General features: G+C 59.6%; 19 protein-coding genes. 11 read left to right on the forward strand and 8 right to left on the reverse strand.

The annotated features are described in order from the left end of the window. Positions 1-29: 29 nt before the first annotated feature. From AAEZ08_RS12280 to AAEZ08_RS12305, 6 genes are all read right to left on the reverse strand, one after another. Positions 30-1,538, reverse strand: coding sequence for an RNA polymerase factor sigma-54 (locus AAEZ08_RS12280; protein WP_500124379.1), 1,509 nt, complete (start codon positions 1,536-1,538; stop codon positions 30-32). Positions 1,539-1,685: 147 nt separating this feature from the next. Continuing rightward, the gene (gene lptB, locus AAEZ08_RS12285) at positions 1,686-2,411 is read right to left on the reverse strand and encodes an LPS export ABC transporter ATP-binding protein (RefSeq protein WP_003281232.1); all 726 of its coding nucleotides are present in this window, start codon (positions 2,409-2,411) and stop codon (positions 1,686-1,688) included. Beyond that, complete coding sequence (lptA, locus tag AAEZ08_RS12290; protein WP_003281230.1) at positions 2,411-2,956, reverse strand: lipopolysaccharide transport periplasmic protein LptA; 546 nt, start codon at positions 2,954-2,956, stop codon at positions 2,411-2,413. Before lptA ends, lptB begins: the two co-directional genes overlap by 1 nt. Continuing rightward, positions 2,943-3,515, reverse strand: coding sequence for an LPS export ABC transporter periplasmic protein LptC (gene lptC / locus AAEZ08_RS12295; RefSeq protein WP_003281229.1), 573 nt, complete (start codon positions 3,513-3,515; stop codon positions 2,943-2,945). Before lptC ends, lptA begins: the two co-directional genes overlap by 14 nt. Before the next feature lie 8 nt (positions 3,516-3,523). Continuing rightward, on the reverse strand, positions 3,524-4,048 hold the full coding sequence (locus AAEZ08_RS12300) for a KdsC family phosphatase (protein WP_103455204.1): 525 nt from the start codon (positions 4,046-4,048) through the stop codon (positions 3,524-3,526). Next, positions 4,048-5,022, reverse strand: coding sequence for a KpsF/GutQ family sugar-phosphate isomerase (locus tag AAEZ08_RS12305; protein ID WP_102820591.1), 975 nt, complete (start codon positions 5,020-5,022; stop codon positions 4,048-4,050). Before AAEZ08_RS12305 ends, AAEZ08_RS12300 begins: the two co-directional genes overlap by 1 nt. Positions 5,023-5,303: 281 nt before the next feature. On the opposite strand from AAEZ08_RS12305, the gene AAEZ08_RS12310 reads away from it, so the two are divergent. The 11 genes from AAEZ08_RS12310 to hisC all read left to right on the forward strand — a co-directional run bounded on the left by AAEZ08_RS12310 (position 5,304) and on the right by hisC (position 13,890). After that, positions 5,304-6,119 carry an ATP-binding cassette domain-containing protein gene (locus AAEZ08_RS12310; RefSeq protein WP_003281226.1) on the forward strand — a complete coding sequence of 272 codons (816 nt, stop codon included), beginning with the start codon at positions 5,304-5,306 and terminating at the stop codon, positions 6,117-6,119. Beyond that, positions 6,112-6,909: a lipid asymmetry maintenance ABC transporter permease subunit MlaE gene (gene mlaE / locus AAEZ08_RS12315; protein ID WP_003281224.1), complete on the forward strand. Its 798-nt coding sequence runs from the start codon at positions 6,112-6,114 to the stop codon at positions 6,907-6,909. The genes AAEZ08_RS12310 and mlaE overlap by 8 nt, the downstream gene beginning before the upstream one ends. After that, positions 6,909-7,367, forward strand: coding sequence for an outer membrane lipid asymmetry maintenance protein MlaD (mlaD, locus tag AAEZ08_RS12320; protein WP_500124380.1), 459 nt, complete (start codon positions 6,909-6,911; stop codon positions 7,365-7,367). The genes mlaE and mlaD overlap by 1 nt, the downstream gene beginning before the upstream one ends. An 11-nt stretch (positions 7,368-7,378) precedes the next feature. Then, positions 7,379-8,026 carry an MlaC/ttg2D family ABC transporter substrate-binding protein gene (locus AAEZ08_RS12325; protein ID WP_003281221.1) on the forward strand — a complete coding sequence of 216 codons (648 nt, stop codon included), beginning with the start codon at positions 7,379-7,381 and terminating at the stop codon, positions 8,024-8,026. Beyond that, complete coding sequence (locus AAEZ08_RS12330) at positions 8,019-8,333, forward strand: STAS domain-containing protein (protein ID WP_003281220.1); 315 nt, start codon at positions 8,019-8,021, stop codon at positions 8,331-8,333. Before AAEZ08_RS12325 ends, AAEZ08_RS12330 begins: the two co-directional genes overlap by 8 nt. A gap of 11 nt (positions 8,334-8,344) precedes the next feature. Then, the gene (locus tag AAEZ08_RS12335; RefSeq protein ID WP_003281219.1) at positions 8,345-8,833 is read left to right on the forward strand and encodes a phosphate-starvation-inducible protein PsiE; all 489 of its coding nucleotides are present in this window, start codon (positions 8,345-8,347) and stop codon (positions 8,831-8,833) included. A 99-nt stretch (positions 8,834-8,932) separates the two neighbouring features. Then, a complete protein-coding gene (locus tag AAEZ08_RS12340) occupies positions 8,933-9,172 on the forward strand; it encodes a BolA family protein (protein WP_103455206.1) in 240 nt (79 codons plus the stop codon). Positions 9,173-9,275: 103 nt separating this feature from the next. Then, the gene (gene murA, locus AAEZ08_RS12345) at positions 9,276-10,541 is read left to right on the forward strand and encodes a UDP-N-acetylglucosamine 1-carboxyvinyltransferase (RefSeq protein WP_003281216.1); all 1,266 of its coding nucleotides are present in this window, start codon (positions 9,276-9,278) and stop codon (positions 10,539-10,541) included. A gap of 76 nt (positions 10,542-10,617) precedes the next feature. Further along, positions 10,618-11,250, forward strand: coding sequence for an ATP phosphoribosyltransferase (hisG, locus tag AAEZ08_RS12350; RefSeq protein WP_003281214.1), 633 nt, complete (start codon positions 10,618-10,620; stop codon positions 11,248-11,250). 169 nt (positions 11,251-11,419) lie between these two features. Continuing rightward, positions 11,420-12,730 (forward strand): histidinol dehydrogenase, encoded by a 1,311-nt coding sequence (gene hisD, locus AAEZ08_RS12355; RefSeq protein ID WP_003281212.1) that lies wholly within the window; start codon positions 11,420-11,422, stop codon positions 12,728-12,730. 113 nt (positions 12,731-12,843) lie between these two features. Then, complete coding sequence (gene hisC / locus AAEZ08_RS12360) at positions 12,844-13,890, forward strand: histidinol-phosphate transaminase (RefSeq protein WP_103455207.1); 1,047 nt, start codon at positions 12,844-12,846, stop codon at positions 13,888-13,890. An 80-nt stretch (positions 13,891-13,970) separates the two neighbouring features. Here the strand turns inward: hisC and algW are convergent, their stop codons facing one another. Beyond that, complete coding sequence (algW, locus tag AAEZ08_RS12365; protein WP_500124456.1) at positions 13,971-15,128, reverse strand: Do family serine endopeptidase AlgW; 1,158 nt, start codon at positions 15,126-15,128, stop codon at positions 13,971-13,973. A gap of 177 nt (positions 15,129-15,305) precedes the next feature. Then, the gene (gene ltrA, locus AAEZ08_RS12370) at positions 15,306-17,036 is read right to left on the reverse strand and encodes a group II intron reverse transcriptase/maturase (protein ID WP_169917517.1); all 1,731 of its coding nucleotides are present in this window, start codon (positions 17,034-17,036) and stop codon (positions 15,306-15,308) included. Positions 17,037-17,798: the final 762 nt, after the last annotated feature.

The following is a 17,798-nucleotide window of genomic DNA, read 5'->3' on the forward strand; positions in this document are numbered from 1 at the left end:
GCCGCCGGGACAGTTGGACCAGTGGCCGATCACAGCAATCGTTTACGCTCGCTGGACGGTGCGATACCGAGTGACTCCCGATACTTTGCAACGGTACGACGGGCCACCTGGATGCCCTGCGCTTCCAGTAAACCAGCGATCTTGCTGTCGCTCAACGGCTTTTTCTGGTTTTCCGCGGCGACCAGCTTCTTGATGATTGCGCGAATCGCAGTAGATGAACACTCGCCACCTTCGGCGGTGCTGACGTGGCTGGAAAAGAAGTACTTGAGTTCGTAGATACCGCGCGGCGTGTGCATGTATTTCTGCGTAGTCACGCGAGAAATGGTCGACTCGTGCATACCCACCGCCTCGGCGATGTCATGCAGCACCAGCGGCTTCATCGCCTCGTCGCCGTGCTCGAGGAATGCGCGCTGGTGCTCGACGATCTGGGTGGCGACCTTCATCAGCGTTTCGTTGCGGCTGAGCAGGCTTTTGATGAACCAGCGCGCTTCCTGCAGCTGGTTGCGCATGAAGGTGTTGTCGGCGCTGGAGTCGGCGCGTTTGACGAAGCCGGCGTACTGCGCATTGACGCGTAGTTTCGGCATCGCCTCCTGATTCAGCTCGACCAGCCAACGATCATTGTGCTTGCGCACGATCACATCGGGCACCACGTATTCCGGTTCGCTCGCCTCGATCTGCGAGCCGGGGCGGGGGTTCAGGCTCTGAATCAGCTCGATGACCTGGCGCAGCTCGTCTTCCTTGATCTTCATTCGGCGCATCAGCAGGCCGTAGTCACGGCTGCCGAGTATGTCCAGATGATCACTGACCAGCCGTTGCGCTTCATTCAACCAGGCGGTTCGCTCGGGGAGCTGGCGTAGCTGCAGCAGCAGGCACTCGCGCAGGTCGCGCGCGCCGATGCCGGCTGGTTCGAACTGCTGAATGCGCCGCAGCACGACTTCGACTTCATCGAGTTCGATTTCAAGCTCGGGGTCGAACGAGTCGACGATTTCCTGCAGCGACTCGTCGAGATAACCCTGATCGTTGATGCAATCGATCAACGTGGTGGCGATGAGGCGGTCGGTATCGCTCATTGGCGCGAGGTTGAGCTGCCACAGCAGGTGGCTTTGCAGGCTGATGCCAGTCGACGTGCGGCTGGTGAAGTCCCACTCGTCGTCATCGTTGCTGGGTAGGCTGCTGGCGCTGGTCTGATAGATATCTTCCCAGGCAGTGTCTACCGGCAGCTCGCTGGGAATGCGCTCGCCCCAGTCGCCGTCTTCAAGGCTCTCGGCGCTGTGGGAGGGTTCCTCGTAGGTGCTTTCCTGGCTGCTGCTTTTCTCAGCGCCGGATTCGCCCGGCCGTTCGGCAGCTTCGGCCATGGGGTCGGCGTTGTCGAAGTCGTCACCGTCTTCTTCCCGCTCGAGCATGGGATTGGAATCCAGTGCCTCCTGGATCTCCTGTTGCAGATCGAGGGTGGATAACTGGAGGAGCCGTATGGCCTGTTGCAGCTGCGGTGTCATCGTCAGCTGCTGGCCCATCTTCAGGGCTAGCGATGGTTTCATGGCAGAGGACTTCAAACCTTTTATGCCGGCGCAACCGCGCCCGTTCCGACATGTGGCGCGCCAGGCGCCAACAGAAAGCAAATTATATGCCTGCCGAGGAAGCCTTTGCCTAGGGCCGATTTGCCGAGCTGCGCAAAAAAAACGGCTCTACAGACGGAATTCGTGGCCCAGATAGACTTCCTTGACCAGTTGGTTGCTCAGGATTGTTTGGGCGTCGCCCTCGGCGATCAGCTGGCCATCGTTGACGATGTAGGCGGTTTCGCAGATGTCCAGGGTTTCACGGACATTGTGGTCGGTGATCAGTACGCCGATGCCCTTGGCCTTGAGGTGGTGGATGATCTGTTTGATGTCGCCCACCGATATCGGATCGACGCCAGCGAAGGGTTCGTCGAGGAGGATGAATTTGGGCGCAGTAGCCAGCGCACGGGCGATCTCCACGCGGCGACGCTCGCCGCCGGACAGGCTCATGCCGAGGCTGTTGCGGATATGGTTGATGTGGAACTCCTGCAGCAGGCCTTCCAGCGCCTGCTGGCGGCCGCTACGGTCCAGATCCTTGCGGGTCTCGAGAATCGCCATGATGTTGTCGGCGACCGAGAGCTTGCGGAAAATGGACGCTTCCTGCGGTAAATAACCGATCCCGGCCCGTGCACGGCCGTGCATTGGCAAATGGGTAACGTCGTTCTGATCGATCAGAACCCGGCCTTGGTCGGCGTTGACCAGGCCGGCGATCATGTAGAAGCAGGTGGTCTTGCCGGCACCATTAGGGCCGAGAAGGCCGACGATCTGCCCACTTTCGATGGAAAGACTGACGTCCCGGACGACCTGGCGACTCTTGTAGCTCTTGGCCAAATGCTGAGCTTTTAGAACTGCCATTATTCGGATTGCTCCGCAGCCGCTTCCTTCTTGCGCGGCTGGATGACCATATCCACGCGTGGACGTGGTGTGGTCACGTCGGCATTGGTGGCGCGGCCGGCGTTCACGATTTGCCGACGGGTGTCGTAGACGATCTTCTCACCTTCGAAGGTGTTGCCTTCCTGAACGACCTTGGCCTGATCGATGAGTACGATGCGCTCGTTGGCGGCGAAATACTGGATGGTCAGGCCGTAGGCTTTGACGATTTCCTTGTCCACCGCAGGCTTCTGTTCGTAATAGGCAGGCTTGCCGATAGAGGTGAAAACCTCGACGTCACCGCTGCTGTTCTGAGTGATGGTCACCGTATCGCCGGTGATCTTCATCGTGCCCTGGGTGATGACTACGTCACCGCGGTAAACCGCTACGCCTTGTCGGTCGTCCAGTTCGGCGGAATCGGCCTGTACGCGGATTGGCTGTTCACGATCCTCGGGAAGCGCCCAGGCGCTGGCGCCAAGCCAGAATGCGCTCAAACCGAGCAGGAGGGGGAGAGTCTTAACGCAGCTCATGCTGGCCTCTTACGTTGGACAGCAGGAGCATCCTGCCGTCATCCATGTACGCTTTCATGCCGGTTGCCGTGGTCACGCCATTGGCGGCCTCGATTCTAACGGCTTGCTTTGTCTCGGCATAATCCTTCTCCGGCCACACCGTCAGGCGGCTGGTGGTAAGGATCGTCGGGCGGCCTTTGGCGTCGGTGCGCTCGACTCTGACCTTATCGATCAGCAAGACTTCGTCGCCCTCCGCCGACACTTCACCGCGTTCGCTGCGCACATGCCAGGGCAGCTCGGTGCCGCGATAGGACAGCAGATCCGGCTTGGTCAGCAGGCTGATGTCGCTGGCCTTGATGTGTTCGAGTTTGTCCGCTTTCAGCTCGTAGTTGAGCTTGCCGTCGGGTTGGTATTGCACCGTGCGCGAGTTGATTACGTAGAAATCGACATCCGGCGTATCACTGCTGGCAACGGGAGGCTGCTGCATGAAGCTTTCCGGGCGGATATTCCAGTAGCCAACTGCGACCAATAAGGCGGCGACCAAGGTCAGCAGGGCGGCGAAGCGCAGTTTGCGAAGCATCCAGACCTCTACAGGTAAGCGTTTTGCGCTGCAGCCAGGGTGCCCTGGGCGCGCATGATCAACTCGCAGAACTCGCGCGCCGCACCCTCGCCACCGCGTGCCTGTGTCACACCGTGGGCGTGTTCGCGCACGAAGCCGTCGGCGCTGGCGACCGCCATGCCAAGGCCGACGCGGCGAATCACAGGCAGGTCGGGAAGGTCGTCACCAAGATAAGCCACTTCAGAGTAGCTTAGCCCGAGCTCGGCCAGCAGCTCGTCGAGCACTACCAGCTTGTCTTCGCGGCCTTGATATAGATGCTGTATGCCCAGATTCTGCGCCCGACGCTCCACCACTGGGGTTTTGCGTCCGCTGATAATGGCGGTGCTTACGCCTGAGTTGATCAGCATCTTTATGCCGTGGCCGTCCAGCGTATTGAACGTCTTGAACTCGCTGCCGTCGGTCAGAAAGTACAGGCGACCGTCGGTGAGCACGCCGTCAACATCGAAAATGGCCAGACGGATGTCCCGGGCCCGTTGTAGTAGCTGTTCGTGCATCACATGACTCCTGCGCGAAGCAAATCGTGCATGTTCAGTGCTCCAACCGGCATCTGTTGATCGTCGATCACCACCAGCGAACTGATCTTGTGGTCTTCCATGATCTTCAGCGCTTCGGCGGCAAGCATTTCGGAGTTGGCGGTCTTGCCGTGTACGGTCATCACCTCGTCGATGCTGGTTTGGCGTACGTCGACACCCTTGTCGAGCGCTCGGCGAAGGTCGCCATCAGTGAAGATTCCGGCCAGCCTCCCGTCGGCTTCGACAATGACGGTCATGCCCAATCCTTTTTCGGTCATCTCCAGCAGCGCGTCACGTAGCGAGGTGCCTCGGGCGATTTTCGGCAGACGCTCGCCGGTGTGCATGACATGTTCGACCTTGAGGAGCAGACGACGGCCCAGCGCGCCGCCGGGATGAGAAAAGGCGAAGTCCTCGGCGGTGAATCCGCGCGCCTCAAGCAGCGCGATGGCCAATGCATCGCCCAGCACAAGGCTTACCGTGGTGGAGGAGGTAGGCGCGAGATTCAGTGGGCAGGCTTCGATCGCCACGCTGGCGTCCAGATTGACCGCTGCCGCCTTGGCCAGTACCGAGGCTGGATTTCCGGTCATGCTGACCAGGGTGATGCCCAGTCGCTTGATCAGCGGTAACAGGGTGACAATTTCGCTGGTTGAGCCTGAATTGGACAGGGCCAACACCACGTCATCTTGGGTGATCATGCCCATGTCGCCGTGGCTGGCTTCTGCCGGGTGCACGAAGAAAGCCGCGGTTCCGGTGCTGGCTAGGGTTGCGGCAATCTTGCGCCCGACGTGGCCTGACTTGCCCATGCCAACCACGACGACACGGCCCTTGCAGCTGAGAATGAGTTCGCAGGCCTTCACAAAGGAGGAATCGATACGTGCGTTCAACTGCTCAACGGCCTCGACTTCAAGGCGGATGGTGCGCTGCGCGGTTTCGATCAACTGGCTGCTCTGGCTCATAACTGGCGAGGTCGTCCGATTAAAAGGCGGCGATTATAGCGAGAATCCGCTACGCGCTCATGGAAAATGTCCGCGCAACGTCTGCTGCCGTCCATTCGCTTTTCAACAGTGCTGGCTGAACCTCGGCTGAACGGTACATGGCTAGTCATCTGCTGAAACGCTCATCAGTTGGGCGGCTTGGGGGGCAGTGCTATAGTGCGCCGCCGAAAACGGTCATGGCAGAAAGTATCCCGGCGGCATCGGGAGCCGTCTGTTACGCAGACTGCATGCAAGGAGATCAGATGAGCGCCTGCAACGACTACGCCGTCGAGCTGAAGGGAGTGACCTTCAAGCGCGGTGAGCGCAGTATTTTCGAGAATGTCGACATCACCATCCCGCGAGGGAAGGTAACGGCCATCATGGGGCCGTCCGGGTGTGGCAAGACGACTCTGCTGCGGCTTATCGCCGCTCAACTGATGCCTGCCCAGGGAGAAGTCTGGGTGGCCGGGAACAATTTGCCGAGCCTCTCGCGTAGCGAGCTGTTCGATATGCGCAAACAGATGGGCGTGTTGTTTCAGAGTGGCGCGCTGTTTACCGACCTCGACGTGTTCGAGAACGTCGCGTTTCCGCTACGTGTGCACACCAAGCTGTCAGACGAGATGATTCGCGACATCGTGCTGATGAAGTTGCAGGCGGTGGGTCTGCGTGGTGCCATCGAGCTTATGCCCGATGAGCTTTCCGGAGGCATGAAGCGGCGTGTCGCGCTGGCGCGGGCTATTGCTCTGGATCCGCAAATCCTTATGTATGACGAGCCGTTTGCCGGACAGGATCCGATTGCGATGGGCGTTCTGGTGCGCCTGATTCGGTTGCTCAATGACGCGCTTGGCATCACCAGCATCGTGGTATCTCACGATCTCGCCGAAACCGCGTCCATTGCCGACTACATCTATGTGGTAGGCGACGCCCAGGTACTCGGGCAGGGTACGCCGGCCGAGTTGATGAAGTCGGACAATCCGCGCATTCGGCAATTCATGAAAGGCGAGGCCGATGGGCCGGTACCCTTCCACTTTCCTGCGCCGGCCTATGCCGACGATCTGCTGAGAGGCACCGATGCGTAAGCGTTCCTTGTTGGATCGGATCGCCCTGTTGGGTCGCGCCGGTCTGGATGTGTTGGCGGCCCTGGGGCGCTCGACCATCTTCCTCGTGCATGTTCTGTTTGGTCGCAGCGCGCTGCATAACGGCTTTTCGCTGCTGGTCAAGCAGCTGTATTCGGTTGGCGTGCTGTCGCTGGCGATTGTCGTGGTCTCTGGCATCTTCATCGGCATGGTGCTTGCGCTGCAGGGCTACAGCATACTTAGCAGCTACGGTTCGGAGCAGGCGGTTGGGCAGATGGTCGCTCTGACCTTGTTGCGCGAGCTCGGGCCGGTGGTCACTGCGCTGCTATTTGCTGGGCGTGCCGGCTCGGCGCTGGCGGCCGAGATCGGCAACATGAAATCCACCGAACAGCTCTCGAGCCTGGAGATGATTGGTGTCGACCCGCTCAAGTACATCATCGCGCCGCGCCTGTGGGCCGGTTTCATTTCGCTGCCGCTGCTGACCCTGATTTTCAACGTCGTTGGGATCTGGGGCGGGGCGATGGTCGCGGTGCAGTGGCTGGGGGTCTATGAAGGCTCGTTCTGGGCCAACATGCAAAACAGTGTCGACTTCAGTTCGGATGTGCTCAACGGCGTGATCAAAAGCGTGGTGTTCGCGTTGGTGGTTACGTGGATTGCAGTATTTCAAGGCTATGACTGCGAGCCGACCTCCGAGGGTATCAGTCGTGCCACCACCCGGACCGTCGTGTACGCCTCGCTGGCGGTGCTCGGCCTCGATTTCATTTTGACCGCGTTGATGTTTGGAGATTTCTGATGCGTATTCGCACACTGGAAATAGGCGTCGGCCTGTTCCTGCTTGCCGGCCTGCTGGCCTTGTTGCTGCTGTCGCTGCGCGTCAGCGGACTGACCGTCGGCAATGCCGACACGTATAAGCTGTATGCCTATTTCGACAATATTGCCGGTTTGACTGTCCGATCCAAGGTGACCATGGCCGGCGTTACGATCGGCAAGGTCACAGCGATCGATCTGGATCGCGACAGCTATACCGGACGAGTGACGCTGGAAATCCAACAGGGCGTGAAAATCCTGCCGGCCGATTCGACCGCCTCGATTCTCACTGCCGGGCTGCTTGGCGAGAAGTACATCGGTATCAGTGTCGGCGGTGAGGATGAATTGTTGGCGGATGGTGACACCATTCAGGACACCCAGTCCTCGCTGGTGCTTGAGGACCTGATCGGCAAATTCTTGCTCAACTCGGTTAATAAAGATTAAAGGAGATGCTCATGATGACTGCCTTGCGTCGTGGCCTGCTGATTCTGCTGGCTGTACTGCCCATGTTCTCCCACGCTGCGCTGACCGCCCATCAGGTCATTCAGAAAACCACCGATGAGCTGCTGGCGGACCTGAAGGACAATAAGGAGCAGTACCGTAATGATCCTGCGGCTTTCTATGACTCGTTAAACGAGATTCTTGGGCCGGTGGTCGATGCCGAAGGCATCTCGCGCAGCATTATGACGGTGAAATACTCGCGTAATGCTTCACCTGAGCAGATCGCGCGCTTCCAGGAAAACTTCAAGCGTAGCCTGATGCAGTTCTATGGCAACGCGCTGCTGGAGTACAACAACCAACAGATTCGTGTGTTGGCACCAAGCGGCAAGCAGGATGACAAACGCACCAGCGTTGGAATGGAAGTGGTCGGGCGGCAGGGTGAGACTTATCCGGTGTCCTACACCATGGTCAAGGATGGCGAGTGGCGCGTGCGCAACGTGATCATCAATGGCATCAACATCGGCAAGCTGTTCCGCGATCAGTTTGCCGACTCCATGCAGCGCAACGGCGGTGATCTGGACAAGACCATCGATGGTTGGGCTGAAGTGGTGGCGCGCGCCAAGGACACCGAGGCTGGACAGCAGGCTGTCGGCGATGAGTGAGGCGCGAATCGAGCGCGTTGCCGAAGGCGAGTTACGCCTGATCGGTGTGCTGGACTACCAGACCGGCCCTGCTCTGCGAGAGGCTGGGCGGGCGTTGATAGCCGCCAGTCGTACGCCGTTGACGCTGAATTGCTCGTCGGTCGAGCGCTCCAGTAGCGTTGGTCTCTCATTGCTGCTGGCGTTTATGCGTGACGCCAAGGCTGCTGGTGTCGATTTGCGCGTCAGCGCGTTACCTGAAGAGATGGAAAAGATTGCCAAGGTGTCCGGCTTGCTGGATATCCTTCCGCTGGAAGCAATTCACGCTTAAAGGACGGCTGTATGAAACTGCGCTGGGCGGAAGAGCTGCGCGATAGCGTGCACGAACTGGCCGAATCGCTGGGCAACCTGCTGGTGGAGAGCTTCCACTACCTGGCGCTGTTTGCGATCGGCGCGGTCACGGCCTGGGCCGCGGTCATGGCCTTTCTCGGCATGGTCGAGAAGGGGCATATCACGGTCGATGACATCCTGCTGCTGTTCATCTACCTAGAGCTGGGTGCAATGGTCGGGATTTACTTCAAGACCAACCACATGCCGGTTCGCTTCCTCATCTACGTAGCGATTACCGCGCTGACGCGTCTGCTGATCTCCGACGTTTCTCACCACCACCGTCCTGATATGGGTGTGGTCTATATCTCCGGTGCAATCCTGCTGTTGGCGTTGGCCATTCTTGTGGTGCGCTTTGCCTCCTCACGATTCCCTGCAGTGCAGAGCGATAGCGGCCGGTCTCGCCAGCGCAGCCGAGACCAAGGCGCCGAGACGCTTGATTGAGACGCCTGTGTCGGATCGACGAGGTTCGGGGTTCGCAGCCTCCGGCCTTTTTTGTATGATGACCGGCCCGTGCGCGTCCTGCGCCGATCGAGGTTGAACATGCAGGCCCAAGAAGTGAAGAGTTTCCTGGAACAGAAGATTCCAGAAGCCCAGGTAGAAGTGGAAGGTGAAGGCTGCAACTTCCAGCTCAACGTAATCAGCGATGAGCTGGCCGGGCTCAGCCCGGTAAAGCGTCAGCAGCAGATATACGCCCACCTCAATCCCTGGATCGCCGATGGCAGCATTCATGCCGTCACCATGAAGTTCTTCAGTCGTGCCGACTGGGCTGGGCGCGCCTGATCGCCGCCGGCCAGCGCTACCAACCATTTCAGGCAGAGCGCGTCTCGCTGACTGCGCGGCCTCCTTCGACAGTGCTTTCAGCCTGCGGCTTACGGGAATATCCATGGACAAACTGATCATTACCGGCGGCATTCGCCTCGACGGCGAAATCCGCATCTCCGGTGCGAAGAACTCTGCTTTGCCGATTCTGGCCGCCACATTGCTGGCCGACACCCCAGTCACGGTGTGCAACCTGCCACATCTGCATGACATCACCACGATGATCGAGCTCTTCGGCCGTATGGGCGTGCAGCCGGTCATCGACGAGAAACTCAGCGTCGAAGTGGACGCCAGCAGTATCAAGACATTGGTTGCGCCCTATGAGCTGGTGAAAACCATGCGCGCATCGATTCTGGTGCTCGGTCCGATGGTCGCGCGCTTCGGTGAGGCTGAAGTTGCCCTGCCAGGCGGTTGTGCGATTGGCTCGCGGCCAGTCGATCTGCACATCCGTGGTCTTGAGGCGATGGGTGCACACATCGATGTCGAGGGCGGCTACATCAAGGCCAAGGCGCCGGCCGGTGGTTTGCGCGGCGCGCACTTCTTCTTTGATACGGTCAGTGTGACTGGTACCGAGAACATCATGATGGCCGCTGCCCTGGCCAACGGTCGTAGCGTGCTGGAAAACGCCGCACGCGAGCCTGAGGTGGTCGATCTGGCCAACTTCCTCAACTCGATGGGCGCCAAGGTTTCCGGTGCCGGCACCGATACCATCACCATCGATGGCGTCAAGCGCCTTGGCGGCGGACGCTATAGCGTTATGCCCGACCGTATCGAAACCGGCACTTATCTAGTGGCGGCTGCCGCCACTGGCGGCCGTGTCCGCCTGAAGGATACCGATGCAACGCTGCTCGAGGCCGTGCTGCACAAGCTGGTCGAAGCGGGTGCGCATATCGATACTGGCAGCGACTGGATCGAGCTGGACATGAAGGGTAAGCGGCCCAAGGCCGTTAACGTACGGACGGCACCGTACCCGGCGTTCCCTACCGATATGCAGGCGCAGTTCATCGCCTTGAACGCGATTGCCGAAGGCACCGGTACGGTAATCGAAACGGTCTTCGAAAATCGTTTCATGCACGTCTACGAAATGAATCGCATGGGTTCGCAGATTCTGGTCGAAGGCAATACGGCCGTCGTCACCGGCGTTGAGCGTCTCAAAGGTGCACCGGTCATGGCGACCGACCTGCGCGCTTCGGCGAGCCTGGTAATTGCCGGCCTGGTCGCCGAGGGCGATACGCTGATCGACCGCATCTACCACATTGATCGTGGCTACGAGTGCATTGAGGAGAAACTGCAGCTGCTGGGGGCGAAGATTCGCCGCGTTCCAGGCTAGGTTTCGCAAGACGGATGGCTAGCGGGCCCTCGTTTTTGCCGAGGGTCCTTCCCAGTTCCCAAAGGAAATGTGTTCCATGCTCACCATCGCCCTGTCCAAAGGCCGCATTCTCGACGATACCCTGCCGCTGCTCGCCGCGGCCGGCATCGTGCCCACCGAGAACCCGGACAAGAGCCGCAAGCTGATCATTCCGACCACCCAGGACGATGTGCGTCTGCTGATCGTCCGTGCCACCGACGTTCCCACCTATGTTGAGCATGGCGCAGCCGATCTCGGCGTTGCCGGCAAGGACGTGCTGATGGAGTACGGCGGTCAGGGGTTGTACGAGCCGCTCGATTTGCGCATCGCCAATTGCAAGCTGATGACTGCTGGCAAGGTCGGCGCGCCGGAGCCTAAAGGCCGCTTGCGCGTCGCCACCAAGTTCGTCAACGTCGCCAAACGTTACTACGCCGAGCAGGGGCGTCAGGTCGATATCATCAAGCTGTACGGCTCCATGGAACTCGCTCCGCTGGTGGGGCTGGCAGACAAGATCATCGACGTGGTCGACACCGGCAATACGCTGCGGGCCAACGGTCTGGAGCCCCAGGAGCTGATCGCTCACATCAGTTCCCGCCTGGTAGTGAATAAGGCTTCCATGAAAATGCAGCATGGGCGTATCCAGGCGCTGATTGATACTCTGCACGCGGCCGTCCAACAGCATCAGCATTGATGAATCTCGCGGTCGCCACCGCGCCTGTCTATCCGTGCCATAGCTGAAATTCTCAGGTGCCCGCACGGTGGGCTTGATATTCTAGCGGCGCCTGAGAGCCCGGCCTGCGCTTCGTGCCGTTGCAATGAAGCAGGCCGCTTCCGATGCCTAGCCAACCATGAGGCCCGCTATGACCGCTCCCTCCGCCATTCGCCGACTCAACGCTGCCGATGCCGATTTCGCACGTCATCTGGATCATCTGTTGAGCTGGGAAAGCGTTTCCGACGATGGCGTAAACGAGCGAGTGCTGGAGATCATCAAGGCTGTGCGCGAGCGCGGCGATGCTGCGCTGGTCGAGCTAACCCAGCGCTTCGATGGACTACAGGTCGCCTCCATGGCTGATCTGATCCTGCCGCGCGCACGGCTGGAGCAGGCCCTCGAGCGCATCACCCCTGAGCAGCGCGAGGCCCTCGAAGTTGCTGCCGAGCGGGTGCGCAGCTATCACGAGCGGCAGAAACAGGACTCCTGGACCTATACCGAGGCCGATGGCACGGTGCTGGGGCAGAAAGTCACCCCGCTGGACCGCGCCGGTCTCTATGTGCCGGGCGGCAAGGCATCCTATCCGTCGTCGGTGCTTATGAACGCCATCCCTGCCAAGGTTGCTGGTGTGCCGGAGGTGGTCATGGTGGTGCCCACTCCGCGCGGCGAACTCAATGAGTTGGTGCTGGCCGCAGCCTGTATAGCCGGTGTCGATCGGGTGTTTACCATCGGTGGTGCACAGGCGGTCGCGGCGCTGGCCTACGGTACCGAGAGCGTGCCGCCGGTGGACAAGATCGTCGGCCCGGGCAACATCTATGTTGCTACTGCCAAGCGTCACGTATTCGGCAAGGTCGGTATCGACATGATTGCCGGGCCGTCGGAGATCCTGGTGGTCTGTGACGGCCAGACCGATCCTGACTGGATCGCCATGGACTTGTTCTCCCAGGCCGAGCATGACGAGGATGCCCAGTCGATCCTGGTCAGCCCTGACGCCGAATTTCTTGATCGAGTTGCCGAAAGCATTACCCGCCTGCTGCCGACCTTGGAGCGTGCCGATATTGCCCGCATTTCCATCGAAGGTCGCGGTGCGCTGATTCAGGTGGCTGACATGCAGCAGGCCATCGACGTGGCCAATCGCATCGCGCCGGAGCACTTGGAGTTGTCCGTCGCTGAGCCGGAGCAGTGGCTGCCGCAGATTCGTCATGCGGGCGCCATCTTCATGGGGCGCTACACCGCCGAGGCGCTGGGTGATTACTGCGCTGGGCCCAACCACGTGTTGCCGACCTCCGGAACAGCACGCTTTTCCTCGCCGCTGGGCGTGTATGACTTCCAGAAGCGTTCGTCGATCATCAATTGCTCGGCCGAGGGTGCCTCTACGTTGGGCAAGGTGGCGTCGGTCCTTGCGCGCGGCGAGTCGCTCACGGCTCATGCCCGCAGCGCCGAGTACCGCATCAAGAACTAACGTCTGGGACTTTGAGTGGGCAGCGTCGTTGACCACTTAAGCCTATTCGAATGGCGGAAGCGTCGATATTTCCGTCTACGGCAAACCGATCACATTCAAGGAGAGAAGGGCAGATGAGCAAATTCTGGAGCCCTTTCGTCAAGGACCTGGTGCCCTACGTGCCGGGTGAGCAGCCGAAGCTGAGCAAGCTGGTCAAGCTCAATACCAACGAGAACCCTTATGGTCCTTCCCCGCGCGCAATTGCCGCGATGCAGGCGGAGCTCAACGACAACCTGCGGCTGTATCCGGATCCCAACGGCGAGCGCCTTAAGCAGGCTGTGGCTGAGTATTATGCGGTGCAGCCGAATCAGGTGTTTGTCGGTAACGGCTCGGATGAAGTCCTCGCCCACGCTTTCCATGGCTTGTTTCAGCACGATGGCCCGCTTCTCTTTCCGGATGTGAGCTACAGCTTTTACCCGGTCTACTGCGGGCTTTACGGCATCGAATACGAAGCAGTCGCACTGAACCCGCAGTTCCAGATCGAGGTGGCGGACTACAACCGTCCGAATGCCGGCATTATCTTCCCCAATCCAAATGCGCCGACCGGGTGCCTGCTTGCGCTTGAGGCGATCGAACAGTTGCTTAAGGCGAATACTGAATCCGTCGTGCTGGTCGATGAGGCCTATGTAGATTTTGGTGGCGAGTCAGCCATTGCTCTGATCGATCGTTATCCGAATTTGCTGGTGACGCAGACGCTGTCTAAGTCGCGCTCGTTGGCCGGGCTTCGCGTAGGGCTCGCGGTTGGTCACCCAGACCTGATTGAGGCCTTGGAGCGAATCAAGAACAGCTTCAACTCGTACCCGCTGGATCGCGTTGCCATTGCGGGTGCCGCTGCAGCGTTCGAGGATCGCGCGTATTTCCAGCAGACCTGTCAGCAGGTCATCGAAAGTCGTGAAGCAGTGGTGAACGCCATGCAGGGCCTGGGTTTTGAGGTGCTGCCGTCGGCGGCGAACTTCATTTTCACGCGCCACCCGCAGCGCGATGCGGCAACCATCGCTGCCAGTCTGCGCGAGCAGGGCGTAATCGTGCGGCACTTCAAGCAGCCGCGGATCGAGCAATTTCTGCGCATCACCATCGGCACGCCGGAGCAGAATCAGGCGCTGTTGGCCGCACTCGGCTAGCGCCGGCTGTGCTTCCTGCTGTTGTTTTCTCGGCGAAGACGCGCCTCGGTTGCGCGTCGGTCGTCAGCGCGATGAGCTCGCTATTTCGGTGCGGCGTTTACCGGCGGCCGCATACCTACTTCGGCGGTTAGGGTCAGCGGTTTGCCGTTGCGCAGGATGTCGATGTCGATTTTCTCGCCCGGGCGGGCGCGGGCCACCTGATTCATCGAGCTGCGCCCATCGGCTGATTGCACTCGGTCAATGCTCAGAATCAGATCTCCAGGCTGGAGTCCTGCGCGGGCTGCGGGGCCATCGCGGTATACGCCGGCCACGACGATGCCTGGACGGCCCTCCTGACCAAAGGACTCGGCCAGCTCCTGGGTCAGCGACTGTACCTCCACACCCAGCCAGCCGCGGATCACCTGGCCGTGCTCGATGATCGATTTCATCACCTCAAGTGCAAGCTTCACCGGAATCGCGAAACCAATACCTTGGGAACCGCCAGACTCGGAAATGATTGCAGTGTTAATGCCGATCAAGTTGCCGCCTGCATCCACCAGGGCCCCGCCCGAGTTGCCGCGATTGATGGCGGCATCGGTCTGGATGAAGTCCTCATAAGTGTTCAGGCCCAGCTGATTGCGGCCCGTCGCGCTGATGATGCCCATGGTTACCGTCTGGCCGACCCCGAACGGGTTGCCAATGGCCAGCGTGACGTCACCAACGCGAATGCGATCGGAATGGCCGACGGTGATGACAGGAAGATCGGCCAGATCGATCTTCAGCACAGCGAGGTCGGTTTCCGGGTCGCTGCCGATCACGCGTGCCAGCGTCTCCCGCCCGTCCTTGAGCGCCACGACGATCTGCTCGGCGTTGGCAGTCACATGGTTGTTGGTCAGCAAGTAGCCTTCGGAGCTCATGATCACAGCCGAGCCGAGGCTCGATTCCATCCGCCTTTGCCTGGGCAGGTTGTCGCTGAAAAAGCGCTGGAATAATGGATCTTTGGATAGGAGCGCTTGCTGCTCGCTCTTCTCGATAACCTTGGTGGTATAGAGGTTGGCGACTGCGGGCGCGGCTCCAGCTACTGCATCGGCGTAGGAATAAGGGCCCTGCTGCGGCACGGCTGCCACCAGTGGCGCCTGTTGCAGGCCGATGTCGTGTTCCTTGATGCCCACCAGGTGTGGGTAACGCTGGATGATCAGCATTGCGACAAGTGTGCCGACCAGCAACGGCCAGCCGAGGAAACGCAGGGCATTGAACATCGCGCGGAAATCCGGACAAAGTTGCGGGCGCAAAGAGCGCCCCTTAGTCGGGTAGGGACAGGCCATTACTGGCCCGTCCCCCCCTAAGAACCGTACGTGCGGCTTTCACCGCATACGGCTCAAGTTTACGAAAAGCCAGCCTATGGCTGGCCGGCAACTATGGTGGCGATATTAACATTACCCTCCATATCGCAGAGCTACCTTTTCACGCTGGCTGTGCACCAGCGCATGGCAGTTGGGATGAAGCAGCATACGATTCCTCAGAGTATCCGGCCCGCCGTCCACACGCCTGATGACGTGATGGTCGTGCCAGCCGGTTTCCTTGTTGATCGCATGTCCGCACAGGGCACAAAGCCCCTTCTGCCTGCGGAAGATGCTGAGTATCTGCCCCCGATAACGCAGCGAGTGCTGCATCCGTTTGACCCTCAGCGCTTCCCACTTCAGCTCCTGCATCGCGTCGTAGGGCTGATACTCACCCGGTAGACGCTTGTGACGCACGATTGCGGTTTCCGCCAGCCCGTACAGCCGTCGGAACTGCCTTTCTCCCTTGCCATTCTTGTAGGGATACGCAAACACCCAGTTCTGCCTGCCTATGGATCGGAAGTATTTATTCCTGATCCAGTCAGCCGACTTCTTCGGATGCCTACGCTTCGCCCACCTCCAGAGTCGCCAGAACACCAAGTGATCAAGCTTGCTGAAGGTCTGTTTTGCCACGACCGGGGAGTGGTATTGCGCCCACCCTCTCAGTACCGGGTTCAGCTGGCCGATCAACGCGTCCTGCGTCAGAGCCCCGCTGCCTTTGATGATCTCGCGCACTTTCCGATAGAACGCCGAGACGTTCTTCTTCGAGGGTTTGATCAACAGCTTGGCGTTCCTATACGGCGATTTCGGCACGTACTTCCTGAAATTCCACCCCAGAAAATCGAAGCCTTGATGGATATGCGTGATCTGCGTTTTCTCCCGTGACAGCGCAACCCCTCGTACCGACAGGAATTGCTCTACCCAGGGTTTGACCTCCTCTTCCAACAGCTCTTTCGAGGCTGCTGTCACGACGAAGTCATCCGCATAGCGCACACACTGCACTTTGATCTTCCTGGCCTTCATGGCACCCAGCTTCTGCGCCAGATGGCGCTTCAGCTGAGTCTCCAGACCATTCAGGGTGGCGTTTGCCAGACAGGGCGAGATAATTCCTCCCTGCGGCGTCCCGGCCTCCGTAGCCATGAGTTGTCGCCGGTCGATAACCCCGGCCTTCAACCATTTGCGCAGCACCTTCCTATCCATCGGGACATTCCGGCACAGCCACTCGTGGTTAATGTTGTCGAAGAACCCTTTGATATCACCTTCCAGAATCCAGACCGGCGCCGTTTGCGGCGACAGCAGGTGGAAAAGCTCAACCATTGCGTCAGCAGTCGAACGATCCGGGCGAAATCCATAGGACTTCGGATCGCTGGTGCTTTCCACGACAGGCTCCAACGCTTGGAGATACAGCGCCTGCATGGCCCGATCCAACATCGTCGGGATACCCAGCGGGCGTTTCTCCTGTTTACCGGGCTTCGGTATCCATACCCGCCACAGCGGTCTGGGCCGATAGCCTCGTTGTTTCGACAGACGTCCCACGGCATGGAGCTTGGCCTGAGGCGTTCCCCAGGTTTCTCCATCGACACCCGGCGTCTTACGACCCCGGTTCTCCGTGACTCGTCTTACGGCCAGACAGCGACCATAGAACGAGTGGGTCAGCAGTCGTTGCAGGCGTTTAACCCTGCGCCAGTCGCCTTCCCGAGTTGCCTGCGCAATCTTTAGCTGCGTTTTCCGAACGGTTTGTTGAATTCTGGCCCAATCGAGATCGTGCCAGTTCTTCATCCCGTCGAAGGACGCAGACGCGACCGGTGCTGCTGGTTGCGTTTTCATACAGTCCTCCTGAAATGCACGACATTCAGGACGGACTACTCCCCTATGGGCAGTAGTCGCCCATAGGGTCGTTTGTTATCGCTGGAATCAGCGGCTCTTCTTGCGCTCGTAAACCAGATGCACGTCAGCCAGGGTTGCCCCTGCCGGTAATGTCTCAACCGGTATGCCACCCATTACAGGTAGCCCTTCGCTTTTTGCATCCTCCCATTCCCCACACCCATCAGCGCCCCTTGCGGTTTGCCTGCCTGACCGATGTTGCTGGCCAGGCGAGTGGTCGGGATTGCCACGTTCCCCGAGTCGCATCAATTCCCCGTTTAGGCTTCGTCTTTCCCCCGGCAGTCGTCGTGGTACCGCATCACACTCACCTACTGTGATGACCGACTGCGTTGCCGTTTGGCTGGGGCCGATAATTGCCGTAGGCCCGTCAATGCTTACGGAGGTTCTGGCGACGATTCACATGTGTTAGCCATGCGGGTTGGGTCATTAGCCTCGACACGTCCGTGCAATTCGGACGCGAAGCGTTCTCCGTCACCGGATAACACCCTCTTGCGAGCGAGACATTGTTAATCAGGCTTCACACCTTGGAGTTGGCCCCCAACGCATGCCGATCTAATGAACTGGCGGGTACACGCCAGGCTCGGTACTCCCTGAACAAGCAGAGCTGAGCAATGCGATTCGGAGCTTGACGCTCCGTGCTTGGTTCAACGTCCCCCAACGTCTCACGACGGTGATAAAGGCTCTATGCCCAACGTGAGGGACGAA

Source organism: Pseudomonas sp. E45-MNA-CIBAN-0222 (assembly GCF_040310405.1).
Classification (GTDB): Bacteria; Pseudomonadota; Gammaproteobacteria; order Pseudomonadales; family Pseudomonadaceae; genus Stutzerimonas; species Stutzerimonas stutzeri_AC.